The organism is Flavobacterium gilvum (genome assembly GCF_001761465.1).
Taxonomy (GTDB): domain Bacteria; phylum Bacteroidota; class Bacteroidia; order Flavobacteriales; family Flavobacteriaceae; genus Flavobacterium; species Flavobacterium gilvum.
This window is the reverse complement of record NZ_CP017479.1, coordinates 200,603-218,222: the sequence shown is the minus strand read 5'-3', so window position 1 is coordinate 218,222 and position 17,620 is coordinate 200,603. Positions and strand designations below refer to the sequence as shown.

11 protein-coding genes are annotated in these 17,620 nt (G+C 35.1%); 3 read left to right on the top strand and 8 right to left on the bottom strand.

What is annotated here, in order from left to right; translation table 11 throughout:
* Nucleotides 1-84: 84 nt before the first annotated feature.
* From rlmB to EM308_RS01035, 8 genes are all read right to left on the bottom strand, one after another.
* Nucleotides 85-819 carry a 23S rRNA (guanosine(2251)-2'-O)-methyltransferase RlmB gene (rlmB, locus tag EM308_RS01070; RefSeq protein WP_035637272.1) on the bottom strand — a complete coding sequence of 245 codons (735 nt, stop codon included), beginning with the start codon at nt 817-819 and terminating at the stop codon, nt 85-87.
* Nucleotides 820-1,046: 227 nt separating this feature from the next.
* Nucleotides 1,047-2,504, bottom strand: a complete 1,458-nt coding sequence (locus EM308_RS01065) for a SusD/RagB family nutrient-binding outer membrane lipoprotein (RefSeq protein WP_035637274.1) — start codon at nt 2,502-2,504, stop codon at nt 1,047-1,049.
* Between the two features lie 16 nt (nt 2,505-2,520).
* Nucleotides 2,521-5,682, bottom strand: a complete 3,162-nt coding sequence (locus EM308_RS01060; RefSeq protein ID WP_035637276.1) for a SusC/RagA family TonB-linked outer membrane protein — start codon at nt 5,680-5,682, stop codon at nt 2,521-2,523.
* A gap of 548 nt (nt 5,683-6,230) precedes the next feature.
* On the bottom strand, nt 6,231-6,755 hold the full coding sequence (locus tag EM308_RS01055) for a lipid-binding protein (protein ID WP_051877781.1): 525 nt from the start codon (nt 6,753-6,755) through the stop codon (nt 6,231-6,233).
* A gap of 7 nt (nt 6,756-6,762) precedes the next feature.
* Nucleotides 6,763-7,560, bottom strand: a complete 798-nt coding sequence (locus EM308_RS01050; RefSeq protein WP_035637279.1) for a DUF5011 domain-containing protein — start codon at nt 7,558-7,560, stop codon at nt 6,763-6,765.
* Between the two features lie 13 nt (nt 7,561-7,573).
* Nucleotides 7,574-9,076, bottom strand: coding sequence for a SusD/RagB family nutrient-binding outer membrane lipoprotein (locus EM308_RS01045; RefSeq protein WP_081907277.1), 1,503 nt, complete (start codon nt 9,074-9,076; stop codon nt 7,574-7,576).
* Between the two features lie 14 nt (nt 9,077-9,090).
* Nucleotides 9,091-12,288 carry a SusC/RagA family TonB-linked outer membrane protein gene (locus EM308_RS01040; RefSeq protein ID WP_051877782.1) on the bottom strand — a complete coding sequence of 1,066 codons (3,198 nt, stop codon included), beginning with the start codon at nt 12,286-12,288 and terminating at the stop codon, nt 9,091-9,093.
* A 275-nt stretch (nt 12,289-12,563) separates the two neighbouring features.
* Nucleotides 12,564-14,261 carry a BamA/TamA family outer membrane protein gene (locus tag EM308_RS01035; RefSeq protein WP_035637285.1) on the bottom strand — a complete coding sequence of 566 codons (1,698 nt, stop codon included), beginning with the start codon at nt 14,259-14,261 and terminating at the stop codon, nt 12,564-12,566.
* Between the two features lie 269 nt (nt 14,262-14,530).
* On the opposite strand from EM308_RS01035, the gene rpsL reads away from it, so the two are divergent.
* Genes rpsL through fusA form a run of 3 tightly spaced genes read left to right on the top strand, consistent with a single transcriptional unit; the run spans nt 14,531 to nt 17,611 of the window.
* On the top strand, nt 14,531-14,914 hold the full coding sequence (gene rpsL, locus EM308_RS01030; RefSeq protein WP_007136570.1) for a 30S ribosomal protein S12: 384 nt from the start codon (nt 14,531-14,533) through the stop codon (nt 14,912-14,914).
* Between the two features lie 53 nt (nt 14,915-14,967).
* On the top strand, nt 14,968-15,444 hold the full coding sequence (gene rpsG, locus EM308_RS01025) for a 30S ribosomal protein S7 (protein WP_035637287.1): 477 nt from the start codon (nt 14,968-14,970) through the stop codon (nt 15,442-15,444).
* 10 nt (nt 15,445-15,454) lie between these two features.
* On the top strand, nt 15,455-17,611 hold the full coding sequence (gene fusA, locus EM308_RS01020; protein WP_035637290.1) for an elongation factor G: 2,157 nt from the start codon (nt 15,455-15,457) through the stop codon (nt 17,609-17,611).
* Nucleotides 17,612-17,620: the final 9 nt, after the last annotated feature.

Below are 17,620 nucleotides of genomic sequence, written 5' to 3'. Positions count from 1 at the left end.
AATATCAATTTCAGTAGCATCTAAATTCTGAATTCTTCAATCTGCCTTCTCCAATCTAAAATCTCCAATCTAAAATCTGCAATCTTATCCTCTTTGTCTCACAGCTTCGTATAAAAAGGCACCACAGGCAACAGAAACATTCAATGATCCAATTGTACCAAACATAGGAAGTTTTGCTTTTTCATCAACTATTTTAAGAACAGAAGGATTAACACCTCTGTCTTCAGATCCCATGATAATTGCTACAGGTTCGTTCAAAGAAATATCATAAATATTCTGATCTGTTTTTTCGGTGGCCGCAACAGTTTTTATGCCGCTGGCTTGCAAAAGGAAAATAGCGTCTTTAATGTGTTCTACTTTACAGATTGGAATATTGAATACAGCGCCAGCTGATGTTTTTACTGTATCTCCATTTACCGGAGCCGAGCCACTTTTTTGGACGATTATTCCGCTAACACCAGTACATTCTGCCGTTCTGATAATGGCTCCAAAATTTCGAGCATCCGATACTTGATCCAAAATCAAAAACAAAGGCTTTTTTCCGTTTTCAATAACGGTTTCTATTAAGGATTCCAAATCATAAAATGAAATAGGAGAGACCGTAGCTACAGCACCTTGATGGTTGTTGGGCGTTAGTCGGTTTAATTTTTCAACAGGAACATAGGAAAAATTGATATTACCACGTTTCATCACTTTCATTAAGTCTTTCATCAGTTCGCCGCTTGCTTCCTTCTGAATATAAACTTTATCAACTGTTGCACCTGCTTGTATGGCTTCAATTATTGCCCTAATCCCAAAAATTTGATGTTCTTTTTCCATTTGGCAAAGATAGTTTTTTGTTTCAAGTTTTAAATAGACTTAAGTAAATTTCTATTATGTTTTGGTTGTGAAGTTTAAAATAGAATAGTCGTGATTATTATTAAGTTTAGAATTACATGGTCAAGGTTTTTATATACAAAAAAAAACCACCCCAAAAAAGGGGATGGTTTCCAGATATTAAAAATTTATCTAAATAAATTTTTTAAGTTGATGTTTGCGGAAAAACATTAACGAGTTCCTCCAGCCCACCAAACTTTTTCTGAATAGACATAAGTTCCGTTGCCAAATGCTGCTTTAACGTTATCATTTGTTGATACATCAGAATCTCCGTAAGGCAATCTAAGTGGGAACTGAGTTGCATTTTTAGGGTTTGCCAATTGAATTGGATGTGCTGCAGCAGATCCATATATAGCCAATAGACGTCTGTAATCGTTGTACGCTTCAGCTGTTTCGTTTTCGTAGAAAGACAAGTATTTTTGTACTGAAATTTCTTTTAGCAAACTAGCATTAGTTGTAATACCTAATCCAGCAACATAAGTAGCTGCATTTGTAGTTGAGAAATTAACAGCTTCGTCTTTGTTGAAAGCAGCATTTACAGCGGCAGTCAAACTAGCTGTGCTTGTTACAGCAGCTGAGTTTCTTGCTTCAGCTTCAGCTTTGATGAACAATAACTCGTGGTAGCTCATCATAAATATAGGATTGCTAGAATCTATTAATGCTGAGTAAGAATAATTTTGACTCTGTGGGCTAACTCCATTTGTAAAAAGCTCTAATGTAAGCGGAGCTCCAGAAGTTTTTCTGATTTTTTGGAAATAACCATCGGCACGAGGGTCATTTGCTCTAGCGATTAACTTGTCGTATAAACTTTTACTGGCAAATAAGTATCCTCTGTCATTATCGAATTGGTAATAAGGGTTTGGAATACCATCGTTTTTCATCTTAAATTCTTCACTTTTACTAGCAAATGATTTACTAACATAAGTTAATACTTTAGCGTAATCAGGAGTTTTAAAAGAAAGATGTAGTGTGTAACGAGCTAACAAACCATTGGCTGCTTTTATCCATAGCGCTTTATTTCCTCCATAAATTAAATCTTGAGTTCCTAAAGCTGCATAAGAAGATGTTTTTCCTAAATTAACTATTGCATCATTCAGATTTGTGAAAACAATATTATAAAGGTCTTGCTGACGGTCTAATTTAGGTTGGAATATTACACCAGGTTGAAAAGACTGAGAGAAAGGAACATCTCCGTACATATCTGTTAGCAAAGCTAAATTATATGCATAAAGGATTTGAGCAATTCCCAATGTAGTATAGTTACCTTTTTCGGCACCAGTTGTACATTTATCGATTATCAACTTTAGGTTGTACATCGTTTGGTAGATACTGTTCCAAGAGTTGTTAAAAGTTGTCTGATTTTGAGGCTCGGCATTTCTTACCTCTGCGTTGTACATTTGACCAAAACCACCCGCGTTTAATTCTACATAGACACCTGTATAGAAAGCTATTTCTGAACCAGTATTGCTAAAAGCAGTACTTGTCATTGCATCAGTGATAGCAAAACGGGTTGGTACATCTTGTGGATCGTTTACATTGGTGTTGATATCGTCCATTACATCCTCTGAACAAGAATTAAATGAAATTGACGCAATCACCGAAAGTAATATGACTTTATATTTTTTCATGATTTTCTGAATTATATTAATTAATAGTTAAATTGATTCCAACCCCAATACTTGTGGTTTGTGGAACAGATAACCTTTCAAAAGCTCCAGCCATATTGTTATTTCCTTGTGATGATTCTGGGTCTAAATTTGGCATAGCAGCCCATAACAGGATATTTCTGGCAAATGCTGAAATACGCATATCGATTGCTTTTGAAAATTGTGGCATTGTGTATCCTAAAGATAACTCTCTAAGTTTTACGAAAGAAGCATCATATATTGCAGTTTCAGCAATATTTGAATATCTTGTATAGGTATCTTGTTTCGTGGCACCTTTTGTGTTTACGGCTCCAGATTCAGTTACTCCTTCTTGAACCATTAGTTGGTCACGGTTTCCTGTTTTAGTACTTAATCCGTAGGTATCCATTAATGAATTTGTTCCGCTGTACATTACACCTCCATTTTTCCAGTCGAAAGTAGCAGCAAGAGTTAATTTCTTATATCTGAAAGTAGTTGTTCCTCCTAGGGTATACTTTGGAGCAGCTGTACCTAGAGATTTAGTTTCTCCAGACATAGCCAATCCGTTTGAATCAACTATAATGTTTCCTTTAGTATCTCTTGCAAAAGATGTTCCGTAAATTACAGGAAAACGTTCTCCTATGCTGGCTCTAACTTGTGGAGTTGTAAATCCTCCTAAGAAAATGTTGTTTACTCCTTCTTTCAATTCATCCACATAGTTGTCTATTTGTGTATAATTTGCAGATACAGTCCATTCAAAATCGTTTGTTCTTACCGGAATTACGCTTACTGATAATTCGTGGCTGTTCGTATGGATTTTTCCTCCATTCATTACTAAAGTAGCAGCACCTGTTGAACCCGCTAAAGGCACTTGGAAAATTTGGTCAACTACATCTTGTCTTGCATATGTGTAATCAATACTTACGCGATCTTTAAATAATCTTAATTCACCACCCACTTCATACGATTTTGTGTTTTGTGGTTTTAAGTTTGGATCATACATTACATTGTTTGGTATGTATGAGTTTACTCCACCAATTGGGTAGCTTACAGGAATATTTGTCCAGAAACCACCTGAATAGTCAGGTACTGTGTAGTAGTTAGCAAGATAACTTCCAGCTTGACCTACTTCAGCCCATGATCCTCTTAATTTAGCAAAAGAAATTGTCGAGTTTCCTTTTAGTGCTTCCAATTCTGTTAATACCACACCTAAAGATACAGAAGGGTACACAAAATCACGATTGTTTCTTGGCATGGACGATACGATATCTTTTCGTATTGTTGAACCCAAGAAAATAAAGTTTTTGTAGGAAAGGTTTAAGTTTCCAAAAAGACCAAAAGTTCTGTTTTTGCTAATATCATCTGATGCAACAGTTTGTTGTGTGTTTTTCAAATTAGCCCAACCACCAAAGTTAAGATCATTTCCAGTCATGCTATATGATTTCTCATATTTATCATTGATTTCATTACCAACCATAGCTGTCAAATTGAAATCATCTGAAATTTTATATTCATAATTGGCTGTCAATAATGAATTTACAGTTCTAGATGTGATTCCGTAAATTTCTAAGTGACCAGCTGTAGTTTGAGCGTTTCCGTATTCCTGGATGTCTCTGTAATTTGTAGTATAAGAATCAGCTCCAAGTTGGTAACGGAATGATATTTTATGCTTATCGTCTGTTGATATTTTTGGAGCAAATTCAACATAACTATTTCCATAAAAACGATCGGTTTGCTCATCAAATATATTGTGCGCTGCTGCCCAATAAGGGTTGTTGAATCCTGTCGTTCTGTAGTAAATTTGTTTGTAAGGATCAGTAGGAGTTTGGTATCCGTTTCCTTTTAAGTCGTAGCTTCTTGGACTTGCGTATGCACCCGCAACGGATGAATCATTTGCTCCTGTAGCCTTATCGATTTTAGAGTGAACATAATTACCTACAAATCCTGTTTTCCATTCATTGCTTAATTTTGTGCTAAACGCTCCTTTTGCATTATAACGGTCAAAACCAGTTCCTGGTATAAAACCGTCTTGGTTTGATGAACCTAGGTTAAATGCGTAATTAGTTTTGTCAGTAGCTTGTGTTAAACTGAAAGAATTGTTTATTGTAATTCCTGTTGTGAAAAATTGACCAAAATTGTCATAAGTCTGAGGCTTAACCCATGGATCTAAGCCTGCTTGAGCTCTTTGTGGTACATAATATTGACCTGCATGAGTTTTTGTGTCCCCTCCATTCAGAATGTTTGAAACGTTACCTCCGTAAGTTGGATTGTTTGGTAATTCAGAAATTTTAGGTCCCCAAGTTAAGGAGTTTGTTGGAACAAAATTACCAGCGGTTCCTTGAGCATATTCATTTTGATAATCAATTTTTCTAGATACATTATCAGCTGTAAATGAGCTTGAGAAATTTATTGTTGGTTTTCCATTTTTAGAAGCACCTTTACCGCTTTTTGTTGTTATTACAATTACCCCGTTTGAGGCTCTAAGTCCATAAAGAGCTGATGCAGCTTGTCCTTTTAAAACGTTTATGGATTCAATATCATTTGGGTCAATGTCTATAGCTCTGTTTGAACTATCTGATCCAGTTACACTGTTTCCGGTAGTGTAATCAGCTGTTGATGCAATTGGCATACCGTCGACAACATATAGAGGAGTGTTGTTTCCAGTGAATGAACGTGCTCCACGGATTACGATTTGGGAAGAAGCTCCAGGGGCACCACTTGAAGGCGTGATATTTACACCAGATAATTTTCCTTGTAGAGCTCCAGCAAGGCTATTATTTGCACCTTTGGTTAATTCTTCTGATTTAATTTCTTGAGTAGCATATCCTAATGCTTTTTTCTCTCTCTTAACACCCATTGCTGTTACAACTACATTCTCTAGTTGTGTTGCGTCACTTGTTAATTTGATATTAATACTAGTTGAGCTTGCAGATTTTTCTGAAGATTTCATACCAACATAGCTAAACACCAATACGTCGCTTGGGGCTGCTTTGATCGTGTACTTACCATCAAAATCTGATTGTGTTCCATTTTTTGTTCCTTTTACTAATACACTTACGCCTGGTAAAGGCATGCCTGCATTGTCGGAAACAATTCCAGAAACAGATCTTTCTTGCGCAAAAGTAAGTTGCGCTACTAGTACCACAAGGAGTACCAGGAATCCATTGAACTTTAGTTTCATTTTTAAATGTTTTGAATTAGTCTGGCAAAAATCATAATAATTTGTTAATTCACCTAATTTGTGATGGTTTATTTTTAAATTATTTTTGCTTTATTTTAACGTTTTGCTGATGATTCTGTTTAGATAACTGTTTAAATGGTATTTTTTAAATAACAAATATGTAAAATATGAATAACTATTTGTTAATTTATCAGGTGTTTTTTGATTTTGAAAATTTGAAGATAACGTGTGAATTTAAGACTATTTGAATGTGAATTTTAGAAATAAATGAAAAATCATTAACTGAGTTTACATTGCATTAGACAAAATAATAGTCTCAAATAATTAGTTGAAATATTTCTTTTTTGGGGATGATATGTGTTGCATTTATTCATTTCAATGAATAATAGATTTTGTATTGTTTTGAAACAATAAATAATCTGATTTATGTTTTAAATTAATGTATGAGAATCGATTTTTTTCAATGGTTTTTTTTCAAAAAAAAACACCAACCGAAGTTGATGTTTTTTGAATTTAATAAATTGTACGTATTTAATACGTCGCAATTTTTAATATTCGTCTTCTTTGAAACCAGTTCTTTTGGTTCCTACATAAGTGTATTTAATTCCTGGTTCAGTACTAAATTCAACAGTAAACGAAATTTTGTCAACGGTATGCCCACCTCTTGATGTTCCTCCCAATTTTTCAATTTTACCATTTGTAATAGTTACTGTTTTTCCAGTTTGTCTCAAGTTTGGGGTATTTACATCAGATGTAAAACTACCGTCAGCAATATTAATGGTGTATTTGGCTTTCAATACTTGTGAGGTAGGTACAGTTTGCGAAAGACCATTGTCATCAATAAACATGGTATTGTCATTTGCCGAAGCATTATAGGTAGTAAATCGGATATATTTATTAATTACAGTACCAGTTGCATCTTTGGCATTAATGTTTATAAACCAATCACCGGCGAAATCTTGAGTGGTTGTACCACCAGCTTCTGGATCTCCTCCTGCATCACAGGATGCAAAAGAAACCGAAATAAGAATACTGAAAAGTATTTTTATGATGTTGTTTTTTATATTCTTCATTTTCTTTTTATTGAGGTTGATATTGAGTTAATGTTACGTCAAATTTCCATTTTGTAGCAGCATTCTCTTTCCAAGTCGTTGTGAATTTGATTGTTTTATTAACGGCGTCAATAGTAAGTGGAGCAGATGTTGTAGTTAACAAATCTGGGTCGTTGTTGATGTATGCAGATCCACCCAATGTGCTATTAGAAAGCTTGGTTTTGGCTGGGGTAAAAACACCAGCAGCACCTGTAAACTGACCATTTACCAATGATTGGGCAACCCCTTTTGATCCACCGATTTCAAAAAATCCGCCATAAGCATCGGATATTTGGTAAGTACCGTTGGCGTTTTTCCATACATGTACATACTTAAGGTTTGTATATGGTTTTGGTGTTAATCCAGGTATAGGTGCAAATGGAGGTGTAGTTGCTATTGCCGTTCTTGTAACTGCAGCAATATAAATACCTTCGATACTGGTAGTCAAATCTCCGTTTTTATACACAAAAACTTTTCGTGTTAGGGAAGGTTGTTTTTGTGTCCAGTAAGTAACTAAGTATTCACCTGCTAGGGCAGTATTAATGCTCTGTGCCACTCTGTATTTGCCACTGTAATAAGGTAAAACTTCTAAAGACTTACCTGTTTTATCAGTTGAAGTCATTCCCAATTCGTTATAGGTTCCGTTTAGTGGTACAAAAACTGAGGACGGGCCGTTCAATGCTACCGTAGGTTTTTCCAAAAGAGAGGAAACATTGTCGGTATCTGTATTATCGCAAGACACAAAGAGTGAAGCCGCGATTAATAGTAGTGTTATAAATTTTTTCATAGTGAATTAAGTTTTATTGATTCCACCAAATTTTATCAGTAATTGCTTTAAGAGCAGGAACATTTGGATTTGCATTTCTTTCAGACAATGGATAAGGAATTCTTTTTGGGAAAAGAGTCTTTTGTTGTACATCTGGGCTGGCAGTAAAAGCCAGCTGTCCAGCAACGTATGCAGGATTGTTTTGGGCTACTGCAGAAATTTTAGGGAAACCTGTTCTGTTTTGCTCAAAGAAGGCTTCAAATCCGTTTTCAGGGAAACTCGCTGCCCATTTCTGAGTAATGATTGCCTCTAACTTTACTGCAGCTGTAGCTCCTGTAGGATATGCATAAGAAGGAGGAATGTTTGCAGCAGTTAGACCATATTTTGCAAAATTAGCAGTTATTGCCTGCGTATATTTTGTTGAACCATCTTGTCCAGCTCTTTCTAAAGCTTCAGCTTGCAAGAATAAACTTTCTTCCTTAGATAGTAAATAAACTGGTTTTACTGCGCCATTGTAGATAACGTCAGCTATAGAGGCATTTTTTGGCCCTGGATCTGAATAACCTAGTGAAGTGTTTGCACCGTAGTTACCTTGGTCTTGCCAGATATACAGTTTTGTGGTTTTTGCAGCATCGTCTTCAGCATAAGCATCATACACATAAGCGTCTTTTCTTGGATCTGCATTAGCATCTAAGAATGAACCAAGAGTTTTACTTAATCTCATGTTGGTTCTTACATTCAATTTGAAGTTAAACTCATACAATGGATTTTCGTAGTTTGGCAATCCTGTAAAGTTAGCCATTGCCGCATCTGTATCCAAGAATGGAACTCCGCTGCTTAATAATGCTTTTATTCCATTTAATGCCATAGTGCCCCTTGTTGCACTGGCAGTTTGGCGCATGTAAATTTTCAATTTTAGTGTATTTGCAAAATTTTTCCAGTTTTGCATTTTTCCACCAAAGATGAAATCATCTTTGCCAGGAGCAGTTCCTTGTGATGTAGTCAAGTCTTTAGCCAAGGCTGCATCCAAATCTGCAATCATTAAGTCATAAACTTCTTCTCCTTTGTTGAATTTTGGAGTTGCAATTTTTGGGTCACATGCTTCTGTATAAGGAATGTCTCCATAAAAATCGGTCATTACTTGTTGCGCTTGAACATACAAAGTAGTTGCAATTAAGTAATAGTTCCAGTTTTGTTCAGCAAGTGCTCTTCTTTGAACATTTTTAATGTCTGCAAGACCATCATACATTGAATTCCATGCATAGTTATAATCATTTGTTGTAACTGTGTAAGAATCTATGTTTTTGAATTGATTTGCAGCAGAAGATTGGGTGTAATATTGTGCCCAAAATCCTCCAATGATTGAAAATATCCCTCCTTCGGCTCCTACGATTCCGATAATTCCGGCAGGAAGTTGTGATGCCATAGGGATTGTGTCAGGATCTAAGTTGTCTGGATCCTTGTTTATATCTAAATCAGTGCTACATCCCATGAATGTAGTTGATAACACCAATAGGCCTATAATAATTTTTTTCATTTTCTTCTTTCTTTTTAGAATGTTAATTTAAGACTTGCTCCAAAAGATCTTTGAGAAGGATTGGTTGCAAATTCTCCAGCTTCACTCAATAAACCATCTCCATAAGTTGATAATTCTGGATCTATATAAGGGTTCTCAGCAGGTGTCCACATAAATAGATTTTTTCCATAAAGGCTAATACTTGCATTGGTAAGTTTTAATTTTTGAGCATAAGTGTTTGGAATGCTATATGAAACTACCACATCTCTCAATCTTACAAATGTTTTGTCTATTACGTGAGTAGCTTCGATGCCAGGGTTAGCAGAAGTGTTGTAGAAGTTTGTTATGTTAGCTAGCGTCACTGGATTTGTGTTTTCAGCATATTGCATGTTTCCATTTGAATCAACAACTGTTTCGACAACAGAATTTGGGATGATGAAAGGGTTTCTGTCATTAAATGTAGTTTCTATACCGCTTCCTGAGAAATTAGCAGCTCTTTTTGTGTAAGAATACATTTCGCCACCTTGTTTCCAGTCAAAGCTACAACCCAATGTGAAGTTTTTGTATCTAAAATTGTTTTTCAATCCCATTACAAAATCTCTTTGTGATGTTCCTACCGTAGTTTGATCACTTCCTATTTTGTAATAACCTGCTGAAGTAGCGATTGGTCGGCCGTCAGGAGTGTATTGTGGCATGTATGCTTTGAATACTCCTAAAGGTTGTCCTTTTTCAGCAACAAAATTCACTCCGTATATAGAGGCCAAAGTAATTTTGTCCAAACCATAGGCAACATCAAGAACTTTGGATTCGTTTTTGGTGAAGGTTGTTGTGAAATCCCATTGGAAATCCTTTACTCTAACCGGTACAATATTCAAAACAATCTCTATACCTTTGTTTTGAAGATCTAAAATATTGTCTGTTTGAGAAGCAAATCCTGACGAAGCAGCCAATGGTCTTGAGAACAATAAATCAGTTGTTTTTTTCTGATAAACTGATAAATCCAAGTTTACTCTTTTTTCGTAGAAATTACTTTCAAAACCTAATTCGAACTCGGTTGTTCTTTCTGGTTTTAAGTTGCTGTTACCTAAGTTGGAAGCAAATTCATATCCATTTACTCCCCCAATTGGTAGGAAGATATTACCAAAGCCTAAGGCAGCATTCCCTTGAATCATAGTGTTGTTGGTTTGGTAAAAACCTGTGTCATTACCAATTTGGGCAACACCAGCTCTTAATTTGATAAAGTGCTCTGGAGTTTCCAATACCACCCCACTGATGTTTAAGGAAGGATAGAAGTATGAATTGTTTCCTTTTGGAAGTGTTGAAGTCCAGTCATTTCTACCTGTCAAAGTTGCGAAAAGTTTGTTTTTGTATGAACCTTCAACAGATGCAAAAACACCGTAGCTGCGTCTCATAAAGTCATCTTGTACAACTATTGGAGATAAAGCAGAATTCGACAATTCGTAGAAATTCGGAATATCCAAGTTGGTTACTGATGCTCTTAATGAAGAACCTCCTCTTTGATTTGCATTGAATCCTGCCATAATGTTAAGATTGAAATCTTCGTTTATGGCCGTATTATAATTGATACTGAAGTTAGAATCCATTTCTAAGTTCTCGTTAATACGTTCTGTAACACCTCCAAGAACTGGTGCTTTTCCAGCGTCAGCATTTGCTGATCCTGGGAGAAAACTCATTATGGCACCATAGGATTTGATTTTTTCATTTCTATAATCACCACCCATTTGGTAGTTTGCTACCAATTTATCAGTGATTTTATAGCTCAAATTAACATTTCCAAAAACTCTATTTCCAATGATATTGGTTGAGTTTTCTTGTAAACTCCAATATGGGTTATCAACATAAGGAGAGAAAAAATTACTTGGAGTGTTGAAAGGATTGTTTTTGTAATCTTTAAGGTCTACAATGCTTATGTCCAAAGGAATTTGTAGCAAAGTTTGTTGAACAGTACTCCCTTCTTGAGTGTTTCCTTGTCCTGTATTTACTACATTTTGATCTTTATAGATATAGTTTAAACTTGTTCTAACGGTAAGTTTATTTGATGAAATACCTGCATTTAATCCAAACGTATGTCTTTTGTATGCATCGGCGTCAGATGGGAAAACTCCGTCTGAATCAACTGTTGACATATTAAGAGAGAAGTTTGAGTTTTCTCCTCCACCGCTCAAGCGAAGACTATTTGTGAATGTTGTTCCAGTATCGTAAAAATCTTTTATATTATTTGGAAGTGCTACATATGGTTTTACTTGTTGTACACCATTGACGATTGAACCCCAAGCTCTTTCTTCGCCGTTGTATTTAGCTCCCCAAGATCCATTTTCGTTACTTACAGTATTGTTTGCATTTGCAGCTCCTTGCCAAGTAGAATAAGAAAGACCATTCCATCCTTGTCCAAATCCGTCCTGTAAATGTGGTACTCTTGAAACTTCATTAAAGTCTGTTGAAGTTAAAAAATCAATAGATATTTTTGATTTGTTTTTTGCTGATTTTGTTGTAATCAGAATTACTCCATTCGCAGCTCTTGAACCATACAAAGCTGAAGCCGCCGCTCCTTTAAGGATAGACATACTTTCGATATTGTTTGGATCCAAATCACTAACACCATTTCCAGCGTCATAGCTTCTTGTGCTAGTTGTTCCACTGTTTGAGCTGTTGTTAATAGGTGTTCCGTCAACCACGTACAAAGGGCTGTTGTTTGACAATGAATTGAAACCACGAATAATTACCTTTGAGGATGCACCTGGTTGTGCAGGGGTGCTGATATCTACACCGGCAACTTTTCCCGACAATGATTCAAAAACGTTTACATTGGCAACATCGGTAAGATCTTTGGCACCAACACTTGCAGTTGCGTAACCAAGGGATCTTTTTTGTTTTTTGATCCCCATTGCTGTTGTTACAGTTACACCTTCTAGTTCTGTGGCAGAATTTGTAAGGGTAACGTTTAGAGATGTTGAGTTGGCTTTGTGCTCTTGTGATTTCATACCAACATAACTAAACACCAATGTTTGATCTGGGGTTACTTTGATAGTGTATTTACCATCAAAATCAGTTTGTGTTCCATTTCGAGTGCCTTTGATTATTACGCTTACACCTGGGATGGGTAAGTTCGCATTGTCTTTTACAATACCCGAAACAGTTCTTTCTTGCGCAAAAGAAATTTGCGCCAATAGTGCTAGGAAAAGCACTACTAGTCCTTTGAACTTTAGTCTCATTTTTAAATATTTTGAATTAGTGGAGGCAAAAGTCACAATAATTTGTTAACCATCCTATAGTATTCAAAATTTTTTATGCATGCATATTAATGTTTGTTTTTTAACTTTTTTTTAAAATCATATAATGTGATTACGTTAATTACTTTGTCGATTTGTTGGTTTTTTTGCATAAAAACAAATAAATGTTAAATTTTTTTAGAATTAAGAAAATGTTAAATTTTTATTTTATAACATATAACAGTATTTTTGTTTAATACATAACAATTTTTTATTTTTTAAAAATTTATACAGTAATTGACTGAAATGGAGGTGTTTGAGAATTTGATTTCGTCTTGGTTGGTTTTTCCATTGGTTATCGAAAACTTTAGTAATCCATTTGTGGTTTGTACTCCCAATCCTAGTCCTATTCCGAGAAGGTTTTTGGTTTTTTTTGTGAATGTAAAGGTTGTTGGGTCTTCATAGTAGCAGTAGTCTAGTATGGAATTGAAATATAAATTGGGAGAAACGATATATCGGTACTCGGTCATAAGGGCAATCATTAGGTTGGCTTGAAGGCTGTTTTCCGAAAACCCCCTTACGGAATTGATTCCGCCAAAACGGAATAGTTCATTTGTTATATATGTTTTGCTTTTTAGGTAATAATTTTGGTTTTTTATATTTATAATATTTTTCTCATTAATATAAAAATCATTCATCATGTTAAAATTTAGAAAACTTTGTTTTAAGGATGGGTTTGATATTGAGTTTCTGTTTCCGGTGCCGAGCGTTAGGTTGAAATATGATTTTAATGGGAATGGATTGTTTTTTAAGTTGTTTATTTTATACTCTATTGTTGAATTAAAAAATGTGTTTTTAAAATCGTTAAGGTTTTGACTGTTTGAATTTTGAATATCACTTGATTCTGTTGATTCAAATCCGAGGTAGAATCGTTTGTTGTGGTCTATGGAGTAGCCTAGCTGTAATGCTGTTTTTGTGTTTTGAAAAATACTGTCTTGTTTAAAGATATTTATTTGTCCTTTAATCCCTATTGGTGTTTTGAATAGATAGGGTATTGATAGGTTGGCGTCAAAAATCTTTTGATTGTTTCCATCGTTTTTCCAGTAGATGGATAGTGTTTCTCCGTTTCGAATAGCATTGACTAGTGTTAGGTTTAAATATCCGTTCAATTGGATTTTTTTGTTTTCTGAGTTGTTGAAGCCTAAAAATCCGTCAAAAACATTAGCTTTCCTTTTTTCTAAATAAATAAATGCTTTGGTAGTGTCTTTTGTGAATAGAACTTCTGGGAATTTGATTTGATGAACGAATTCAAATTTTTCAAAATCATGATAAAGCTGCTCTATTGTTTTTTGGTTGAATACGGTGTTTTGGTATTTTTTGGCTATTTGCTTTTTTGCTCCTTCAGGGAATAGGTTTTTTTGCTTTTGATTAGTGTTTACTATTTCAATTGTATTTAGTGTTCTTTTTTGGCCAGTTTCGATTGTTAAATCGGCATAAATAGCATGACCTTTTTTTTGAATGTTGATGAGTTTTACTTTTGCGAAAGCGTAACCATTTTGCTCTAAATTTTGTGTTGTTTGATGCAAAAAAGATTCAGTTTGTGAATATGGTAAAATTATTGTGTCCTGATTTGTTTTGAATAAAGTAGAGAGAAAGATGTTGTTTTTTATACCTATATATATATGAGTGTTTTTTATTTTGTTTCCGAGTGAAATTGTGACGGAATAACATCTATCGTTTTCTTTTGTTTTGTCGAGTATTTGGTTTTCGATATAGCCACTGTCGGACAGTTTTTTTCTTGTTGAATTTATTTCGTCAACTAATTGTTTTGTGGTTTTGTGTTTTGTGATGTATCCTATTGAATCAATAATTTTTGTTTCGATTGTTGTTTTTCCAATTATTTTTAATTCCAAAGTTTGGCTTATGGAAGCCATGGTGATGAATGAAAATAATAGTATAAGAATTTTGGACTTCAATTTTTGATTTCTTTAAATACAGCTATTGCAAATATCAGGTCTTTGTTGGAATAATCATAATGTTCTCTTTGTGAAGTTTATTGTCTTGATTGTGTTTATTTGCTTTTAATTGTTGCTAATTTGGTTCAATGTCTATATTGTTAATAAACAAATATTTACTTATGGTGAAAATTAATCAATTACGGTTTGTTTAGTGAAAAATATTTTCTACATTTGCAACCCCGTAAAAAGCGGGAAATTTATAAACAAGTAATTTTTAGTATTTAATTATGCCAACTATTCAACAATTAGTAAGAACAGGAAGAACTCAAATCACTAAGAAGAGTAAATCGGTTGCTTTAGATTCTTGTCCACAACGTCGTGGTGTATGTACTCGTGTTTACACAACAACTCCAAAAAAACCAAACTCTGCAATGCGTAAAGTAGCGCGTGTACGTTTGACTAATGGAAATGAGGTAAATGCTTACATCCCTGGTGAAGGACATAATCTACAAGAGCACTCGATAGTATTAGTGCGAGGCGGAAGAGTAAAAGATTTACCAGGAGTTAGGTATCACATTGTTCGTGGTGCGCTTGATACATCAGGTGTAGCAGGAAGAACGCAACGTCGTTCAAAATACGGTGCAAAACGTCCAAAAGAAGCTAAAAAGTAAATCAACTCACGTAAAGATGCGATTTATCGCAACTGCGTAAAAAAACAAAAGACATGAGAAAAAGAGCGGCAAAGAAAAGACCACTTTTACCAGATCCAAGGTTTAATGACCAATTGGTAACACGTTTTGTAAACAACTTAATGTGGGATGGTAAGAAATCAACAGCTTTTAAAGTTTTTTATGATGCAATTGACATTATAGAGACTAAAAAGCAAGATTCAGAAAAATCTTCATTAGAAATTTGGAAAGATGCTTTAACAAACGTTATGCCTCACGTAGAAGTACGTAGCCGTAGAGTAGGTGGAGCTACATTTCAAATTCCAATGCAAATTAGACCAGACAGAAAAATTTCTATGGCTATGAAATGGTTGATTCTTTATTCAAGAAGAAGAAACGAAAAATCAATGGCTCAGAGATTGGCTTCAGAATGTTTAGCAGCTGCTAAAGAAGAAGGTGCGGCTGTTAAGAAAAGAATGGATACTCACAAAATGGCAGAAGCTAATAAAGCTTTCTCTCACTTTAGATTTTAATTCTTAAGAAATGGCTAGAGATCTTAAATATACAAGAAACATAGGAATTGCTGCTCATATTGATGCTGGTAAAACAACAACAACTGAGCGTATATTATTCTATACTGGAAAATCACACAAAATTGGTGAGGTGCACGATGGTGCTGCAACAATGGACTGGATGGCACAAGAGCAAGAAAGAGGTATTACTATTACTTCTGCTGCTACAACTTGTGAATGGAATTTTCCAACTGAACAAGGTAAAGTTTTACCTGAAACATTACCATATCACTTTAATATTATCGATACCCCAGGACACGTTGACTTTACAGTTGAAGTAAATCGTTCTTTGCGTGTACTTGATGGTTTGGTTTTCTTGTTTAGTGCAGTTGATGGTGTTGAGCCTCAATCTGAAACTAACTGGAGATTAGCAGATCAATATCGTGTGCCACGTATGGGATTCGTTAATAAAATGGACCGTCAAGGTTCTAACTTTTTGGCAGTTTGTCAACAAGTTAGAGATATGTTGAAATCAAACGCTGTTGCAATCACTTTGCCAATTGGTGAAGAAAATGATTTTAAAGGTGTTGTTGATTTGGTTAAAAATCAAGCTATTGTTTGGCATGATGCTACGCAAGGAGCTACTTTTGATATTATTGATATCCCTGCGGATATGGTTGATGAAGTGAAAGAATATAGAGATATCCTTATCGAAGCAGTTGCTGATTATGATGAGAACTTGCTTGATAAATACATGGAAGATCCTGATTCTATCACAGAAGAAGAAATTAACAAAGCATTAAGAGCTGCGACTATTGATATGGCTATCATTCCTATGATTGCTGGTTCTTCTTTCAAAAATAAAGGAGTTCAATTCATGCTAGATGCGGTGTGTAAATACTTGCCATCTCCAATGGATAAAGAAGGTATTGCTGGAATTCACCCAGATGATGCTGAATTGCTTGAAGAAGATCAAACTCAAATTTTGCGCAAACCAGATGTAAAAGAGCCTTTCGCTGCTTTAGCATTTAAGATCGCTACTGATCCATTCGTTGGTCGTTTGGCTTTCTTCCGTGCTTATTCAGGAAGATTGGATGCTGGTTCTTATGTTTTGAATACTCGTTCTGGAAACAAAGAAAGAATTTCTCGTATCTACCAAATGCATGCTAACAAACAAAATCCAATCGAATATATTGAGGCTGGAGATATTGGAGCTGCTGTTGGATTTAAAGATATCAAAACTGGAGATACATTGTGTGATGAAAAACATCCAATTATTCTTGAGTCAATGAAATTTCCTGCGCCGGTAATTGGTATTGCAATTGAGCCTAAAACAAAAGCTGATGTTGATAAAATGGGTATGGCTTTGGCTAAATTAGCTGAAGAAGATCCAACATTTACAGTTAGAACTGATGAGGCTTCGGGACAAACTATTATCTCGGGTATGGGTGAGCTTCACTTGGATATCTTGGTTGATAGAATGAAACGTGAATTCAAAGTTGAAGTAAACCAAGGTGAGCCTCAAGTTGAATACAAAGAAGCTTTTACAAAATCTGCTCAACACAGAGAAACTTATAAAAAACAATCTGGAGGTCGTGGTAAATTCGGTGACATCGTATTTAGAGTTGAGCCTGCTGACGAAGTGGATGGTAAGGTTCCTGTAGGGTTGCAGTTTGTTAACGAGGTAAAAGGTGGTAATGTTCCTAAAGAATATATTCCTTCTGTTGAAAAAGGTTTCAGAGAAGCTATGAAAACTGGTCCTTTAGCTGGATACCAAGTGGATAGTTTGAAAGTTACCTTGTTAGATGGATCTTTTCACCCTGTGGATTCTGATGCACTTTCATTTGAATTGGCGGCTAGAATGGGTTATAGAGAAGTTGCCAAAGCGGCTGGAGCAATCATTCTTGAGCCAATCATGAAAATGGAAGTTATTACACCAGAAGAAAACATGGGAGATATCGTAGGTGATATTAATCGTCGTAGAGGTCAAGTTAATGATATGGGTGATAGAAATGGTGCTAAAACTATTAAAGCAGATGTGCCATTGTCTGAAATGTTTGGATATGTAACAACTCTAAGAACTCTATCTTCGGGTCGTGCAACGTCTACAATGGAATTTTCGCACTATGCAGAAACGCCTTCTAATATTTCAGAAGCAGTAATCAAAAAAGCAAAAGGAAACGCTTAATTTTAAGAA